This is a genomic window from Rhodovulum marinum, from assembly GCF_004343075.1.
Taxonomy (GTDB): Bacteria; Pseudomonadota; Alphaproteobacteria; order Rhodobacterales; family Rhodobacteraceae; genus Rhodovulum; species Rhodovulum marinum.
In genome coordinates this window covers 89953-105953 of the sequence record NZ_SLXP01000011.1, presented here as the reverse complement: position 1 = coordinate 105953, position 16001 = coordinate 89953, and the positions used below count along the sequence as shown (strand labels likewise).

The window sequence follows — 16001 nt, the reverse complement described above, 5'->3', positions numbered from 1 at the left end:
TGACCGAATTCGACAGCTGCAGCCGCGAAGCACTCTTCGCCCATTGCGTGGGGATGAGCGTCAATGCCGTCCACGATCCCTACCAGCGCCGTCCGTGCGCCATCGCGCATGCGGATGTGCTGGCCGCGACCGTCGAACTCGACATGGGGCACGCGGGCTGGACGGCCACGGGCGACACCTATCTCGGCCGCGTGACCAAGGCCCGCATCCTCGAGGCCGTGCGCGAGGCGAAGGGCGAGGCCGCCGCCGACCGGATCGCGGGGCTGAAGAAGGCCGAGATGGTGACTGCCGCCGAGGACCTGCTCGTCGGCACCGGCTGGCTGCCGGACCCGCTGCGCACGCCGCCGCTGCCGGAGGCTGACGCGCCGGAGATCGACCTGGTCGAGGCCGGGGACGATCCGTCCGAAGCCGACCTCGAGGACGGCATAGCGCAATCGGCGGACAACGGCGGCGAACCGGCCATGGGCGATCCGGACGGTACGGGCGAAGATGCGCCTGTCACCGACGCGGACGTCGCGCGCACCGCGGCCGAGTGATCCGCCGGGGTCGGGAAGGAGCTCCCGTCGCGGGCAGGTCCGTGGACCTTCGCCGATACGACGCTCACCCCCCGACCTTTCCGATCCCGGACACCTGGGGGCCGCCGAGCACGGTGGCCCCCTTCTTTCCTGTTGTCCGACCGAGGGTGCCGCCGATGGAAAGCCCCGCCGCCACGCTTGCCCGCCGCCTCGCCGAAGAGGCCGAGGCCGTCTGCCGCCATTATCTGCCCAATGGCCGGCGGCAAGGCCGCTACTGGATCGCGGGCGATGTCGAGAACAGCCCGGGGCGGAGCCTCTATGTCCGCCTGATCGGGCCAGCCTCGGGACCGGGGGCCGCCGGGCGCTGGACCGATGCCGCGACGGGTGCGTTCGGTGACCTGCTGGACCTGATCGCCGCCAACCGGCGGCACGGCTCCCTGCGCGACACGCTGGACGAGGCACGCCGGTTCCTCAACCTGCCGCGCCCCGCACCGGTTCCGACGCAGGCCCCGCCCGCACCGACGCGTACGGTGCAGGCCGCCCGGCGTCTCTGGGCCATGGGCCAGCCCATCGTGGGCACGCTGGCCGACCGCTACCTTGCCGCGCGCGGTCTCACCGACCTCGGCGCGCTTCCTGCGCTTCGCTACCACCCGGCCTGTTTCCATCGCGGCGACGACCACCCGCGGGCGGCACCGCCGCAACGCTGGCCCGCGCTGCTGGCGAAGGTCACCGACCTCGACGGGCGGCTGACCGGCCTGCACCGCACCTGGATCGATCCCGTGAGTGCAGGCAAGGCCCCGGTGATCCCGCCGCGCAAGGCGATGGGGCATCTTTTGGGCCACGGCGTGCGTATCGGCAGCGGCACCGACATGCTCGCCGCCGGCGAAGGCCTCGAGACCATGCTGGCACTTCGCCGCGCCGTGCCCGTCCTGCCCATCGTGGCGGCGCTCTCGGCCAGCCACCTCGCGGCCCTGACCCTGTCCGCAGCCCTGCGCCGCCTCTACATCGCCGCCGACCGGGACGCCGCGGGCCTTGCCGCCGCCGATCGGCTCGCCACCCGCGCCGCCGCCGAGGGGATCGAGGCGATCCGCCTGCTCCCGCGTCTGGGCGACTTCAACGACGACCTCGTCACCTTCGGGCTGTCCGACCTGCGCGCCCATCTGCGCCCGCAACTGACGCCCGAGGATGCTGGAACGCTCCTCACCCAGCACGGAGACTGACCAGGGTCCGGCTGCACGCGCCCGGGTCACCTCTATCCCTCAGAGCCCACGCCTCGGGGCCTTCCGAGAGCGGGCCAGACGGAGCAGAGCCCGGCCGGGCCCGCAACGGCAAGCCGTCCTCCGCTGCGCTCCGGCCGCCGCTTGCGCGGCGGTGCAGGCCCGCCCGGGCCCCGCTTTCCCGTCGCCCGGGAAGGCCCGCGAGAGGCGCGGGTCCGACAGCAGGGGAGACCCCGACCATGACCGAGATCCGGACCCGATCCGCCACCGCCATCGTGCTGGAGGAACTGCAGCTCTACGGCCACCGCCCCTTCGCGGACGCGCCCGACCCGCGCCCGCTGCCCGAACCCGACGCCCTGCGCAGCGCCGTCGCCGACATCCTCGACGCGCTGGTCGCGACCCTGTCGGACACCCGGCTCGAGCCCGACCTCGAGGATGTGCTCTGGCAGGCGGTCAACCTCTTCCACCGCATGGCGACCCGCGTCGAGTGCGACCTCGACGCCAACGAACAGGCGCAGCGCCGGTCGCAGCGCGAGCAGGACGGCTCGGAGATCCGCTCCGTGGAACTCGAGACCCTGATCGCCGAAGGGCTGTCGCTGATCGAGCGGCGCAATGCCTGGGAGGCGATGCGCGACCTCGCCGCCGAGGGCTTCGAGGCCCATCTCGGCCTGGTCTGGCACCCGCGCACCGGCAGCCATGTCCGCCACCGCAACCTGACCGCCGCGCTGATCGACAGCCGCGACCACCTCGCCGCCCGGCGCCGGACCGATCTGCAACCGCTCCTGCCCGCCGGGCCGAAGATCGCCTTCACCGGCGGGGCCGACTGCGCCGACCATGCCGCGATCTGGGACGCGCTCGACCGGGTGCGGGGCAAGCATGCCGACATGGTGCTGCTGCATGGCGGCGCGCCGCGCGGGGCCGAACGCATCGCCGCCGCCTGGGCCGACAATCGCGGCGTCACGCAGATCGTCTTCAGGCCCGACTGGACGCGCCACGGCAAGGCCGCCCCCTTCCGGCGCAACGACCAGCTACTCGAGGTGCTGCCGATCGGGCTGATCGTCTTCCCGGGCTCGGGGATCACCGACAACCTCGCCGACAAGGCCCGCGCCATGGGCATCCCGCTGTTCGACTTCCGCCCGAAGCCCGCCCCGACCTGACCGGCGACGGCGGGACCATGCCGATGCCCGCGCCGGTCCCTCCCGGCGCGGGCCGCTCTCTGGTATGCTGATCGCGCGTCAAATGGAGGGGGGGCGCGATCCTTCCCACAGGGAGAGCCCCCATGTTCGCGACCACCGCCCTTGGCATCCTCGGCCTCGGCGCCGCCCTCTGGATGCTGTTCACCCTCGCCATCTACGCGCTGCCGTTCTGGATCGGCATGATGACCGCTCTCCATCTGCTCGAGGCCGGGCAGGGCGTGATCCTGTCCGTTGGCACGGGCCTCTTCGCGGGGGCGGCCACGCTCGCCCTCGGCGAGATCGCCTTCGCCCGCATCCGCTCGGTCCCGGTCCGCCTCGTCATCGCGTCGGCCTATGCCGGTCCGGCCGGGATCGCGGGGTTCCACGCCGCGAAAGGCCTCGCCGAGCTCGCAGGCGCCGGCCCGACCGCCGAGACGCTGCTGTCCTGGCTCGGCGCGCTCGTCATCGGCGGTACCGCCTGGGGGCGGATCACGACCCCCGCCAGCCCCGACGAGGAGGGTGCGCTCCCGCCTGCCTGATCGCCACCGCCCCGTCCGTCGGCCGAATGCGCATCGACGGGGCGCGCCCAGCTCCCGGCCACCGAATTTCCACGGTGATGCCCTTCGGCTGCCTCCGGGCCCGCGTCTCTGGACCGTGAGCCACGGCTTCCGCCGGGGCGCGACACGGAGGGGCGGAAATGCAAGCGACCATGAGACAGGCGGCGATGTCCCTCGCCGCGCCGGCCCTGGTCGGCCGGGCCCCGCGGGCGCGAGGCGCCACGGCCTGGCCGGCGCTCCGCCTGTTGCCCCCGGCGATGCTGCTGCCCGCCGCGATGGCGGTCCTCCTCACCGTGCTGATCCTCAGCCCGTCGATCCACGTGCCCGAGATCGTGCCTGGCGCCGACAAGCTGGCCCATGTCCTGGCCTTCGCCGCCCTCGTCATTCCCGCCGGGTGCGCGACGCCGCGGATGCTGCGCTGGCAGGTGCCGCTTCTTCTGGCCTTCGGGTCCGGGTTGGAGCTCGCCCAGTCCCTGTCCGGGCGGACCCCGTCCTGGAGCGATGTGGCCGCGAACGCCCTGGGCCTCGCCCTCGGTGTCGCGGTGGGCCTTCTGCTGTCGCATATGGCTTGGCGCCGGCGTGACGACCGACTGGAAGCCTGACGGCGTTGACCGTGTTCGTGGGCGCCACCCCAATCTCCGAGTCGGCTCACGAAGTATGGCGCCTTTTGTGCAAGCAGGTGCATTATCCTGCGGCTGGACTTGGTGCCCGACGGCGCTGAGCGCCATTGGCCCGCCGGCCCATGATCACCCTGCGCGGATCGTGCCGGTGCGGGCGCGCGTCGCGGTTCCCGGCTTGACTGCCTCAGTAGACGTTCCCGTGGCCGCCCTTCGCGGGAGGCGGAGCCGAACCACCCGCTCGGCCAGATGAAGGCCCGAGGGCATACTCGTGGGCTGGTACTCGCCGGAGGCGATGCGGACCCTTCGTTTCTGCACGCCGGTGCCTGTCTTTCTCCGATGGCCGGTTCCCGTGTCTTGCCGGAACCGATGAAGGGCAGCGACCTTCTCCCATGGCACGTCACGCCCGGCGTCCCACGCGGGCCTCTCGGGGCTGATCTGACCGGGAGCGGCTGACGCCTCGACCGCCTTGGCCGCAACGGCGCGTCCGGACTTTCTTCCCCTGACGGCAGGCCGTCATTCCTCGCGGGGCAAGAAAGGCCGGTCTTGCCGTCCTCCGCTGGCGCTGCGGGCCGCGACCACCCCAGGCAGCGAGCTGCCCGAGGACCCCGGATCGGGCTGCGTCGGCGGATCGTCCCGGTCCTGACGATCGCCATCGAGGCCGCGATGGGCGCGGGCTCGGAGACAGCCAAAAGGAGAACTGACATGGCCACCATCGGTACCTTCCGGAAGACCGGCACCGAATACCTCGGCGAGATCGTCACCCTGAGCGTGCAGGCGAAGAACGTCCGCATCGTTCCCGAGGACAGCACCGCCCACGAGAACGCCCCCTCGCACCGCGTCTTCGTCGGCCGGGCCGAGATCGGCGCCGCCTGGTCCAAGCGCTCGGCCGAGGGCCGCGACTACCTCAGCCTCAAGCTCGACGACCCGAGCTTCACCGCGCCGATCTACGCCAACCTCTTCGACGACACGGTGGTCGAGGGCGGCGAGGAGACCTTCTCGCTAATCTGGTCGCGGCCGCCCAGCCGCCGCAACGGCGACTGAGCCCGCGACGGCCTCGCCCGGGGAAACCCAGGCGGGGCCGTTCCCGCCATCGGCGGGAAGCTGCCGCCGCATCCGGGCGATCCGTCAGGATTTCCGCCGATCGCGCGCCGCGGTTCCCCAGACCCGGCGCGCGGGGCGCAATTCTGCGCTACGATCCCGCATCCGGGGGGAAGGGTGAGCCCAGAGCGAGGGCGCACCATGCCGTTTCGACCGACGACATCACGCCTCGAACCCTACCTGTCCGCGCGGGACATGCCGGCGCTCTGGGCATACCTTCACCGCGACCTCGCGCGCTTCGGCTTCGAGAAGGTCTTCTACGTCTGCACCCAGCGCCGGCCGGCATGCGGCGAGTTCACCGTCCGCGATGCCGCGATCCAGTCGAGCTACGGGACCGAGTTCGACCGGTTCTTCGTATCGGGCGGCGCCTTCCTGGCGGATGTCACCACGCAATGGGCGATCAACAGCGAGGGCGCGGTCAGCTGGGGCCTGTCGCGCCGCCTGAACGCGCGCGGCCAGCTCACGGCGAAGCAGCGCGAGGTGCACGAGCGCAGCCTCGCCCTCGGAATCGTCAACGGCTACACCGTCAGTCTGCGCAGCCCGCGCGCGGCGCTGATCAGCGGATTCGGGCTCTGCGCCGAGGAAGCCTCGACGCAGGGACGTGTCGACCGAACCTGGCAGGCCCATGGCGACGAGGTCCTGATGGCGCTTTCGGCCTTCGATGTCTGCGCCCGGGCGATGCCGCGCGTGCCCCCCGAGGAAGAGCTGTCGCCCCGCCAGCGCGAGGTGCTGGAATGGGCGGGCGATGGCAAGACGATCGAGGAGATCGCCGAGATCATGGGGCTCCACCGCAACACCGTGACCAAGCACATGCAGGAGGCGCGCGAGCGGCTGGGTGTGGCCAACACGCTGCAGGCGGTGCTGCGGGCGGTGATTCAGGGACAGATCTACAGGTAGCAGCATGTCCGGAGGTGTTCGCATGAAGGGGAAGCTTCTCGCCGCGGCGGCCATCGTGATCGCGCTGGCGGCTGCCGCAGCGGGCCTCGGAACCGAGGCCGAACGTGACCAGATGCAGCGCGACCTGACGCGCATCCTCTCCGAAGTCTACCAGCGCGCCCACAGCCACGCGCTGACCGGCGCGGTCGTCCGGCCCGAATTCGCCGCGACGGGGATCGAGCTTTCGGTGCCGGATCTGGACGAGGGCTGGGAGCCGAATTGCGGGATCGGGACCTTCGCCGAGCCCTCGGACCCGCGGCGCAACCTGCAGGCGCTGATCCTGGTCCCGCGCGACAGGATTTCGGGGGCGGCCTTCACCGCCTTCGCGATCTTCGCCGGCGACCCCGTGGTGACGGGGGCGCTCTTCGCGCCGCCCTTGCCCGACTGGCTGACCGGCGCGGCCGGCGGTTACCCGAGCCTTGCCGCCGATCTCGACGCGCTCGTCGCCCGGTCCGACATCACCGTGACGACGACGCGCTGCCCCGATTTCACCTTCGCCATCATCGAGGGGGTGCCGCGATGAGCGACCGGGAACTCCGCATCAACGTCTACAACAGCAGCAAGATCGGCCACGCCAACGTATCGTTCTACCGGCAGGGCCAGCACGAATACACGATCGGCGCGAATATCCGGCTCGAGGTGCCGCAGCTCGCGATCCCCAAGGTTGCGCCCTTCGAACCCGACGACGGCATCTATCGTGACGAGAGCGCCTTCCATCTCGCGGCGATGGCCACCGGGGATGTGACCTCGGCCGGGGTGCCTGTGACCGATCTCGAGTATGACCGGCTGCTTGGCGAGGCCCGCGCCCTCGAAAACCAGACGTATAATTACAGCGTCCTGACCGAGGCCTGCGTCGAGCTGGTCTCGGATTTCTACGACAAGTCCGGGCATCCCGGTGCGTTCGGCGATCTCTTTCCGGCCGACGCGCGGACCGGCTCCCTGGTCTGGTCCCGCGTGCCGGTCACCGACCACAACCCGTTCAGCACCTGGCCGTCGGACCGGCCCTATTACGTGGCCCCCGAACCCTACATGCTCGATCCGCCCCCGCCGCCCGATCCGGTCATCTACGGCGATCTGCCCGATCCCCTGGCGCCTGAGCCCGAGAAAACCGCCAGCACCGGGGATGCGGTCATACCGACCGATGCCGACCCCGGGGCTTCCGAACCGGAGGTCGGGGCTGCAGCGTTGGACGATCTCTTCGCGCCCGCCCGGACCTACGAGGCCGCGAACCCGTCGCCGGAGCTCTCCTTTGGAACCGCGTTCGACGCCGTGGAGCGTGCGGAAGACTCCTTCGTCGATCTGGGCGATGTCGACCTGGCCTTCTCCGCCTTTGGTGGCGATGCCGACAGTTCGGAGCCGGCGGCGGGCGCTGCGCCGGATCGCGGAAGCGGGGAGGATGGTGGCGCGGTGCGCGACAGCGGCGGGGATAGCCCGTCAACTTCGAACGCGGCAGACACCGCGCCGGAGGTTCCCGATCACGGCGCCGACACGGGGTTTTCTGCATCGGACCTGTCCGCGGACCTCAGCTTCGGCGATGCCTTCGGGCCGTCCAAAACGGTCAGTGCCCTCTCGGAACCGTCCGAACCGCTCGGGTTTTCGTCCGACTACGGATCCTCGTCAGGCTATTCCGGCGGTTTCGACCTCGCCGACGCGTTCGACTTCTTCTGACACCGCGAAGCCTGCCGGTCAGGCGGGCCCGTTGTTCTCCCCGCCACCCGGCTCCCGCTGCAGCAGGTCCGCCGCCTCGACCCCGAGCGCGGTTGCAAGCTGGTCGAGCACCTCGATGCTCGCCGCGTACACACATCGTTCCAGCGAGCTGACATAGGTGCGGTCGATCCCGGCGCGATGGGCAAGCTCCTCCTGCGACAGTCCGGCCGCAAGTCGGTGACGCTTCAGGTTCGTGGCAAGGACCTCTCGGATATCCATGCCATGGAGAGGCCCGCGTTGCAGAGTATTTGACCACGGAGTATACTCTGAATTCGGCGCGCAGCCGTTGCTGCGATGATACGGACGCGCCGCATCCTGCCGAAGGCGCACCGCCCATGTCCTCGCTCGCCACCCATCCTCCGGTCTCGGAAGAGCCCACCGCCTACGACATCGCGCATCTGAAGCTCTACATGCGCCTTGTCGATGCTGCAGCCGCAGGCGCGCCCTGGCAGGACGCGGCGCGGATCGTGCTCGGCGCCGATGTCAATGCTGACCCAGGTGCGGCCGAGGCCCAGCACCGCGCCCATCTCGCGCGTGCCCGCTGGATGGTCGAGACCGGCTACCTGCGACTTTCGGGTGCGGCGCGGGACGACTCCTGAGGCCGCTGTCAGGTGGACGATCTACCACTCGCGCCATCTGGTCGCGCGGCGCCAGCCTGTCGGGCATCGCAGCGCAAGCCCGCAGGACACCGCAATGGCCCCGGATTGGCAGGACGCATCCAGCTACGACCACTTCGATGGCCTCGACTTCTCCGGCCTTGCCTGGGAATGCCTCCGGCGCAACGAGGGCTACCTTGCCGCCTTTCCGGCCATGCTGCGTGGCGAGGCCTCGCCGCGTCCTTGGGGGCTGCGATTTCCCGGCCGATCCCGGACTTCCGGCCCCCGACGCGCCGGTCTTCTGGAACCCCGCCGAGGCGCCCGCGGCCGTCGTCCTGGTCGCGGCTCTGCCGGACACCGGGCTGTCGGCCATCGGGCTCTCCCCGGACCGGATTCGTCACACGCATGACGCAGGCGATCTGGTCTTCCTGCAGCTCGAAACCGGCACGCTGCTTGCAGGTGCCGTGCGCGATCCCGATCAGCCGATCGGGTTCCTGTTGCCCACGGACCGAAATTGGCCCGCCCGGCGTGACGCAATGGAACGCGCGCTCGGCACGCTTGTCGACGGCACACACCCACCTTCACCGCTGACCTTCCAGCAGCTTCGCCGCATCCAGATGGCGCTACGGACACTCGACGCGCGCGCCGAGGGCGCGACGCTCCGCCGGATCGCAGAGGCGTTCTTCGGCCCGGCGCGCGTCGCGGCCGAGCCGTGGGCGACCAGTGCGCTGAAGGCGCAGGTCGCCCGCCTAGCGGCCTATGGTCGACGGCTTGCCGAGCGCGGCTATCGCGATCTCCTCGCGGGCCGGCCGCCCACGCGCCGCCAATAGAAAGGCCTCCCCCGCCTGCCGCGTCCCGGCCTCCGCACCGGGATCCGCTGTCCCGGCGCGCTGCGCCCGGGAGGGGGTGACGTTTTTCGCGGACGATCTTCGTCATCCCCCGCCGGGGCCCTTCTCCGCTTTGATCGTCCCTGTCAGCCCGCCGCAGGTCGCGGCGCGGCAGAACCCCCAGGAGACAGACCCATGCCCGACCCCCATGCCGGCCTCCCGCCCCGTTATCTCAGGACCCCCGAGGCCGCCCGCTTCCTCGGCCTGTCCGGCCGCACTCTGGAAAAGCACCGCACCTACGGCACCGGCCCGCGCTATTCGAAGATCGGCGGGCGGGTCGTCTACGCGCTCGAGGACCTGCAGGCCTGGGTCGCCCGCGGCGGCAAGAGCTCCACCTCGGACGACACCGGAGAGACCGTCCGGCCCGCCAAACGGCATGCCGCGATCTCGCCCGCCTATCTGCGGCGCAACCGGTGACGCCCATGCGCACCACGGTCGATCTCCTCCGGATCGAGGGCCGCATCGAGCGCTGGCTCCGGTTCGGCACCCCGGTCGAGACCACAAACCTCGGCCCCCGGAGGCGCATCGTCGCCTTCGATCCCGGCGCGATCTTCGCGCTGGTCCGCTGGTCTTCGAACGGCCTTGGCAAGGTCGACAGCCGGATCGACATCCTGCGTGCGGTCGGCGCGGGCGAGGCGGCCTCGACCGTGCGCCATGTGACGCCCGGGGGCGAGATCCTGCTGCGTCTGACGGGCTGGCCGCAGGTCGAGGCGGTGCTGGACGCGATCGACATCGTCGAGCGCCATCGCATCCCGCCCGAGGCGGTCTGCCCCGATCACTGGCGGCACGTCCACAACCGCCTGATGGCCGGATTGCAGCCGCGCCCCTACACGCCGGTGCGGCACGTGGCCTGGCTCAAGCGGCGCGCGGTGTCGCCATGAGCGGCGCGGTCCGTCCCCTTCTCGGCATGGGGGTCGCGCTCACGCTGGTCGCGGCCTCGACGCAGCCCCATGCCCCGCGGCTCGTCTGGAACCTGTCGGCGAGCGCGCCGCCCGGTCTCTACCGGATCGGGGCGCGTGAGGGGCTTGCCGTCGGCGACCTGGTCGCCACCCGGCTGCCCGCACCCCTCGCCACCTGGATGGCGTCCCGCGGTTATCTCGCCGCCGGTGCCCCGCTCCTCAAGCGCGTGGCGGCGGGGCCGGGCAGCACGATCTGCCGCAACGGCGCGCGCCTTTCGATCGACGGCCGGGGTGTCGCCGCGGCGCAGACCCGCGATCGCAGCGGGCGTCCGCTGCCCGCCTGGCACGGCTGCCGCGTGCTGCGTTCGGATCAGCTGTTCCTGCTCAACGCCGAGGTGTCGGACAGCTTCGACGGCCGTTATCTTGGCCCGCTCGACGCCGATCTGGTGATCGGCCGCGCGCACCCGCTCTGGACACGGGGAGGCTGAGACAATGCCCCTCTCTTCCCTTTCCGGTCGCATTCCGGGCGTCGCGGCCCTGGTCCTTCTCCTGCTCCCGGGCGCACCCTATCCTGGCACCGCGGGCGCAGAGGCCAGGACGCCCGGCCGCCAGGAAAACGCGCAATCGGTCGCGACGGCGGTGCATCCGCTCGACCGACACATCGCCGAGGCCGCCGCCCGGTTCGGCCTGCCGGCGCCCTGGATCCGCGCCGTCATCGCCGTCGAAAGCGCGGGCGATCCGCGCGCCGTCAGCCGCGCCGGGGCCATGGGGCTGATGCAGGTCATGCCCGGCACCTGGGCCGAGCTGCGCACCGCCCATGGCCTCGGCGACGACCCGTTCGACGCGCGCGACAACATCCTCGCGGGCACCGCCTACCTGCGCCGGATGGTCGATCGCTTCGGCGTCCCGGGAGCCTTCGCCGCCTACAACGCCGGGCCGGGACGCTACGGCGAGCACCTCGCGACGGGCCGTCCGCTGCCGCGCGAGACGCGGGCCTATGTCGCCCGGCTTGCACGGCGCATCGGGCCTTCGGCCGCATCACCGGCACCCAGCGAAGGCGTGCCCGACCCCCGGGACTGGCGGGCGGCCCCGCTCTTCGTCGTTCGCGGGGCGCCTGCCGGTCGCAGCCCCCGGCGCGCGTCCGTTCAAGGTCGTGCCGGGCCACGGATCGCACCGCCCCCCACCGCTCCGGGCACGGCACCGGGGCTCTTCGTGACGATCGAACAGGAGGACCAGCCATGACCAGCACGATCGCTCTCTCTCGCGGTGCGGCGCGTGCCGTCGGGGGACCGGCGGGGAGGCCAGGTCGGGCGCCGGGCTACCCGGGTCGGACGCGAGATAAAAGAGGTGCCGCAGGCGGACCTCAAGCTGTTGTTTTGGCGGCATCCTCCGAACCGCATGCCCGGACACCCTGCCGTGCAGCATCGGACAAGGGATTGATCGGCCGCGATTTTCCCTGCGGCAAGGCCGCGAACGCGGGAGCCCGGCCATGACGCGGCGCGAGGACGGCCTCCGCATCCGCCCCGGCCGCATCCGCGATGGCGGGAAGACCCCGAAGCGCCCGGCGCGGTTCGTCTCGGAGGTGATGCAGGCCGCGCGGAAGGCCGGCCATACCGGCTATCGCTTCGGCGGCTCCGGGCGCGGCGCGGGCTTCGGCCGGGGCCGGTTCGCCCGCACCGCAAGGGGGCTTGCCGATCCCGCCCGCCGGGTCGTGGTCAAGGCGCGCATCGTGCGCCACCGCGGAGCACGGTACCGCTCGGCGCCGCTCTCCCGCCACATCGGCTACCTCCAGCGCGAGGGGGTCGCCCGAGACGGGCGGGACGCGGCGCTCTTCGACCGAACCGACGAGGCCGCTGACGGCCGCGCCTTCGCCGAGGCCTGCGAGGACGACCGGCATCATTTCCGCTTCATCGTCTCGCCCGAGGATGCCACCGAGATGCAAGACCTGCGCGCCTTCACCCGCGACCTCATGGCAAGCGCCGAGCGCGATCTCGGCACGCGGCTCGACTGGATCGCCGCCGATCACTGGAACACCGACAACCCGCATGTCCACATCCTCATCCGGGGCCGGGTCGGGGACGGCCGCGACCTCGTTATCTCGCGCGACTACATCAGCCATGGGCTGCGCGCCCGCGCCGAGCACCTGGTCGGGATCGAGCTTGGCCCCCGCAGCGCGCGCGAGATGGCCCGGGCGCTGGAGGCCCAGGTCAGTGCCGAGCGCTGGACCGATCTCGACCGGGCGCTGCGGGCGCTGTCCGACGACGCGGGCGGGATCGCCGATCTCCGGCACGGCGCGCCCGAGCCGCGCGATCCCGCGTTGCGCCGGCGGATGATCGGCCGGGCGCAGACGCTCGAACGGCTCGGACTGGCGGACCGGATCGCGCCGGCCATGTGGGAACTCCGCCCCGGCGCCGAGGCGACGCTCCGCGACCTCGGGCTCAGGGGCGACATCATCAAGACGATGCACCGCGCCCTGGCCGGCGGGCCCGACCGCGCGGCCACCGACTTCGCCATCGAGGGGACCCCCGAGACGCCGATCCTCGGCAGGCTCGTCGAGCGCGGCTTCCACGACGAGCACCGCGGCACGGGATACGCGATCATCGACGGGGTCGATGGCCGCGTCCATCACCTGCGCTTTGACGACATCGAGGCGACGGGGGATACCCCGCCCGGCGGCATCGTCGAGACGCGCCTCTGGACATCTGCGGACGGCGACGCCCCGAACCTCGCGCTGGTCGGGCGCTCCGACCTCGCGCTGGCCGCCCAGATCGAGGCCGAGGGCGCGACCTGGCTCGACCGGCTGCGGCTCGCCCGCGATCCCGTGCCGCTCGCCGGCGCGGGCTTCGGCGCCGCGGTCCGCGACGCGCTCGACCGGCGCGCCGATCACCTTGTAGCCGAGGGCCTGGCCCGACGCGCGGGCGGGCGCGTCGTCTTCGCCCGCGACCTGCTCGCCACGCTGCGCGCCCGCGAGCTTGACGGCGCCGCCGCGGCCATCGCCGCCCGGACCGGTCTTCCCCGCCACAGGCCCGCAGAGGGCGAGGCGGTCGGCGGCATCTACCAGCGGCGCCTCGACCTCGCCTCGGGCCGCTTCGCGATGATCGAGGGCTTCGGGCCGGAGGGCGGCCTCGGCTTCTCGCTTGTCCCCTGGACCCCGCAGCTCGACCGCCACCTCGGCCGCGGCGTCGCCGGCACCATGACCTCCGGCGGCGGCATCGAGTGGTCCCTCGGCCGCCAGCGCGGCCTCAGCCTCTGACAGGGGGGGCCGACCCGCATGACCCGCTCCGCCAACGCGCCCGCCACGAGGATCCTCTGGGGCCAGATCACCCTCGTGAGCCTCGTAGTCCTGATCTTCGTCTGGGCCGCAACCCAATGGGTCGCCCTCCGCCTCGGCCACCAGCCCGGGCTCGGTGCGCCGATCGCCACGCTCCTCGGCTGGCCGGTCTACCGGCCCTGGGCCTTTTTCGCCTGGTGGTACTGGTACGACGCCTATGCCCCGCGCATCTTCGTCGAGGGCGCGGTGATCGCCGCGTCGGGCGGCATCGCCGCGATCGCCGTCGCCATCCTCCTCTCGGTCCTGCGCGCCCGCGAGGCCCGCGACGTCACCACCTTCGGCTCGGCCCGCTGGGCCATGCCTGACGACGTGACGGCGGCCGGGCTCTTCGGCGCGGACGGGGTCGTGCTCGGGCGGCTCGACCGGCGCTATCTCCGCCACGACGGGCCCGAACATGTGCTCTGCTTCGCGCCGACACGCTCGGGCAAGGGCGTGGGCCTCGTGATCCCGAGCCTGCTGACCTGGCCGGGCTCGGCCATCGTTCACGACATCAAGGGCGAGAACTGGCAGCTGACCGCGGGCTGGCGGGCACGCATCGGCCCGGTGCTGCGCTTCGATCCGACCGACGCCGCGAGCGCCGCCTACAACCCGCTGCTCGAGGTGCGGCGGGGGCTGTGCGAGGTGCGCGATGTCCAGAACATCGCCGACGTCCTCGTCGATCCCGAAGGCCAGCTCGAGCGGCGCAACCACTGGGAGAAGACGAGCCATTCGCTGCTGGTGGGCACCATCCTGCACGTGCTCTATGCCGAACGCGACAAGACGCTGGCCGGGGTCGCCGCGCTCCTGTCCGATCCCCGACGCCGGATCGACGCGACACTGGACGCGATGATGCGCACGCCCCATCTCGGGGATCGCCCCCATCCCGTGGTTGCGCAGGCCGCCCGCGAGCTTCTGAACAAGGCCGAGAACGAACGGTCCGGCGTACTCTCGACCGCATTGTCGTTCCTCGCGCTCTACCGCGACCCGGTGGTCGCCGCCGTCACCGGTCGCTGCGACTGGCGCATCGACGATCTGGTGACCGGGTCCCGTCCCGCCACGCTCTACCTCGTGGTGCCGCCGTCCGATATCTCGCGCACCAAGCCGCTGATCCGGCTGATCCTGAACCAGATCGGCCGCCGCCTGACCGAGGAGCTCGACACCGGCGCCCGCCGCCATCGCCTCTTGTTCATGCTCGACGAGTTCCCCGCGCTGGGGCGGCTCGACTTCTTCGAATCCCAGCTCGCCTTCATGGCGGGCTACGGGCTCAAGGCCTTCCTGATCGCCCAGTCGCTGAACCAGATCGAGAAGGCCTACGGGTCGAACAACGCGATCCTCGACAATTGCCATGTCCGCGTGGCCTTCGCGACCAATGACGAACGCACGGCCAAGCGCCTGTCCGACGCGCTCGGCACCACGACCGAGTTGCGCGCGATGAAGAACTATGCAGGCCATCGCCTGTCGCCCTGGCTCGGGCACCTCATGGTCTCGCGGCAGGAAACCGCGCGCGCGCTCCTGACCCCGGGCGAGATCATGCAGCTGCCGCCCGACGACGAGATCGTCCTCGTCTCGGGGGCGCCGCCGATTCGGGCGCGCAAGGTGCGCTATTTCCTTGATGGGCAACTGAAGGCCCGGGTCGTTGCCGCGCCGCGGCCCGGGGGGACAGGCCTTCCCGTCGCCCGGGGAACGGACGACTGGAGCGGTCTCGCCCCGGTCGCCGTGCCCGCGGCCCAGGCCAAGCCAGCGCCGAAACCAGATCGCGAAGGCGGAATCCGGCGCGAACGGGAGCTGGCCGTGCAGGAAACCGTCGAAGGAAAGCCGCCGCCGCGCCAAAAGGAATTCCGCTTCGACGACGATCCCGCCGACCAAACCCAGTCTGCCCGCGAGATGGAAAGGCAGGCGCGGGTCATCGCCCGGCAGGCCACGCTCGATCCCGACGAAGGCAGGAAGCTCTAGGAGGTCCGATCATGAGAAAGGAAAAGGTCACCGTCTATCTCGATGCGGGCCTTGCCGATGACCTGGATGCGCTGGCGGCCCGCCGCCGCGTCCCGCGAACGCAGATCATCGAGGCCGCGGTCGCGTCCTTCCTCTCGCCGGACGGCGCCGAGCAGAACGAGGCCGTGCTGGTCCGCCGCCTCGACCGGCTGACCCGCGCGATGGAACGCCTCGAACGGGACCAGGAGATCGCCGGCGAGGCCCTTGCGCTCTTCGTCCGGTTCTGGCTCACGACCACGCCGCCCTTGCCCGACGAGTTGCACGACGCCGCGCAGGCGAAGGGCAGGGAGCGCTATGCCGGTTTCGTCGAGACGCTGGCGCGCAGGCTGGCGAAGGGAGCGACGCTGGTGAAGGACCTGAGTCGGGAAATCCGTGCGGGCACAGACGATGGCCACGAATCGGAACAGTAACGGCGGGGCAATAGCGGTCATTCGCCTCATCGCGCACGAGTGGCAGCTGTGCGGCCACCTCGACGTTCCGGCAAGGCCTCGC

The 16001-nt window shown here is 71.6% G+C and carries 18 protein-coding genes and 2 pseudogenes; 19 read left to right on the top strand and 1 reads right to left on the bottom strand.

Annotation, left to right across the window (positions count from 1 at the left end; genetic code table 11):
- From EV662_RS15465 to EV662_RS15425, 9 genes and pseudogenes are all read left to right on the top strand, one after another.
- Positions 1–536, top strand: a pseudogene (locus EV662_RS15465) (DNA-binding protein); the annotation flags it as partial.
- 155 nt (positions 537–691) lie between these two features.
- Complete coding sequence (locus EV662_RS15460; protein ID WP_132464556.1) at positions 692–1735, top strand: DUF7146 domain-containing protein; 1044 nt, start codon at positions 692–694, stop codon at positions 1733–1735.
- A 236-nt stretch (positions 1736–1971) separates the two neighbouring features.
- Positions 1972–2889: a DUF2493 domain-containing protein gene (locus tag EV662_RS15455; RefSeq protein WP_132464553.1), complete on the top strand. Its 918-nt coding sequence runs from the start codon at positions 1972–1974 to the stop codon at positions 2887–2889.
- Between the two features lie 122 nt (positions 2890–3011).
- The gene (locus tag EV662_RS15450) at positions 3012–3446 is read left to right on the top strand and encodes a hypothetical protein (RefSeq protein WP_132464550.1); all 435 of its coding nucleotides are present in this window, start codon (positions 3012–3014) and stop codon (positions 3444–3446) included.
- A gap of 158 nt (positions 3447–3604) precedes the next feature.
- Positions 3605–4066 (top strand): VanZ family protein, encoded by a 462-nt coding sequence (locus EV662_RS15445; protein ID WP_132464547.1) that lies wholly within the window; start codon positions 3605–3607, stop codon positions 4064–4066.
- 720 nt (positions 4067–4786) lie between these two features.
- Positions 4787–5125, top strand: a complete 339-nt coding sequence (locus tag EV662_RS15440) for a DUF736 domain-containing protein (protein WP_132464544.1) — start codon at positions 4787–4789, stop codon at positions 5123–5125.
- Between the two features lie 198 nt (positions 5126–5323).
- A complete protein-coding gene (locus tag EV662_RS15435; RefSeq protein WP_132464541.1) occupies positions 5324–6079 on the top strand; it encodes a helix-turn-helix transcriptional regulator in 756 nt (251 codons plus the stop codon).
- Positions 6080–6101: 22 nt separating this feature from the next.
- Positions 6102–6641 carry a hypothetical protein gene (locus EV662_RS15430; protein ID WP_132464538.1) on the top strand — a complete coding sequence of 180 codons (540 nt, stop codon included), beginning with the start codon at positions 6102–6104 and terminating at the stop codon, positions 6639–6641.
- The gene (locus EV662_RS15425) at positions 6638–7786 is read left to right on the top strand and encodes a hypothetical protein (protein WP_132464535.1); all 1149 of its coding nucleotides are present in this window, start codon (positions 6638–6640) and stop codon (positions 7784–7786) included. The genes EV662_RS15430 and EV662_RS15425 overlap by 4 nt, the downstream gene beginning before the upstream one ends.
- 18 nt (positions 7787–7804) lie before the next feature.
- Here EV662_RS15425 and EV662_RS15420 read toward each other — a convergent pair whose 3' ends face one another.
- Positions 7805–8044 (bottom strand): helix-turn-helix domain-containing protein, encoded by a 240-nt coding sequence (locus tag EV662_RS15420; RefSeq protein ID WP_132464532.1) that lies wholly within the window; start codon positions 8042–8044, stop codon positions 7805–7807.
- 116 nt (positions 8045–8160) lie between these two features.
- Here EV662_RS15420 and EV662_RS15415 point away from each other — a divergent pair, with 116 nt between their 5' ends.
- The 10 genes and pseudogenes from EV662_RS15415 (at position 8161) to EV662_RS15370 (ending at position 15919) form a co-directional block, all read left to right on the top strand.
- Positions 8161–8424: a DNA -binding domain-containing protein gene (locus EV662_RS15415; RefSeq protein ID WP_132464529.1), complete on the top strand. Its 264-nt coding sequence runs from the start codon at positions 8161–8163 to the stop codon at positions 8422–8424.
- A pseudogene (locus tag EV662_RS20100) lies at positions 8306–8623 on the top strand (transcriptional regulator domain-containing protein); the annotation flags it as partial. The gene EV662_RS15415 and the pseudogene EV662_RS20100, both read left to right, overlap by 119 nt.
- Before the next feature lie 19 nt (positions 8624–8642).
- Entirely contained in the window at positions 8643–9251 is a 609-nt protein-coding gene (locus EV662_RS19610; protein WP_165915619.1) for a DUF2285 domain-containing protein, read from the top strand.
- 192 nt (positions 9252–9443) lie between these two features.
- On the top strand, positions 9444–9725 hold the full coding sequence (locus EV662_RS15400; protein ID WP_132464523.1) for a helix-turn-helix transcriptional regulator: 282 nt from the start codon (positions 9444–9446) through the stop codon (positions 9723–9725).
- 5 nt (positions 9726–9730) lie between these two features.
- Complete coding sequence (locus EV662_RS15395; RefSeq protein ID WP_132464520.1) at positions 9731–10189, top strand: DUF2840 domain-containing protein; 459 nt, start codon at positions 9731–9733, stop codon at positions 10187–10189.
- Entirely contained in the window at positions 10186–10695 is a 510-nt protein-coding gene (locus tag EV662_RS15390; protein WP_132464517.1) for a S26 family signal peptidase, read from the top strand. The genes EV662_RS15395 and EV662_RS15390 overlap by 4 nt, the downstream gene beginning before the upstream one ends.
- A 4-nt stretch (positions 10696–10699) precedes the next feature.
- Entirely contained in the window at positions 10700–11449 is a 750-nt protein-coding gene (locus tag EV662_RS15385) for a lytic transglycosylase domain-containing protein (protein ID WP_132464514.1), read from the top strand.
- Positions 11450–11696: 247 nt separating this feature from the next.
- Entirely contained in the window at positions 11697–13460 is a 1764-nt protein-coding gene (locus EV662_RS15380) for a relaxase/mobilization nuclease domain-containing protein (RefSeq protein ID WP_132464511.1), read from the top strand.
- 18 nt (positions 13461–13478) lie between these two features.
- Positions 13479–15470 carry a conjugal transfer protein TraG gene (locus EV662_RS15375; protein WP_132464508.1) on the top strand — a complete coding sequence of 664 codons (1992 nt, stop codon included), beginning with the start codon at positions 13479–13481 and terminating at the stop codon, positions 15468–15470.
- Between the two features lie 11 nt (positions 15471–15481).
- The gene (locus tag EV662_RS15370; RefSeq protein WP_132464505.1) at positions 15482–15919 is read left to right on the top strand and encodes a ribbon-helix-helix protein, CopG family; all 438 of its coding nucleotides are present in this window, start codon (positions 15482–15484) and stop codon (positions 15917–15919) included.
- Positions 15920–16001: the final 82 nt, after the last annotated feature.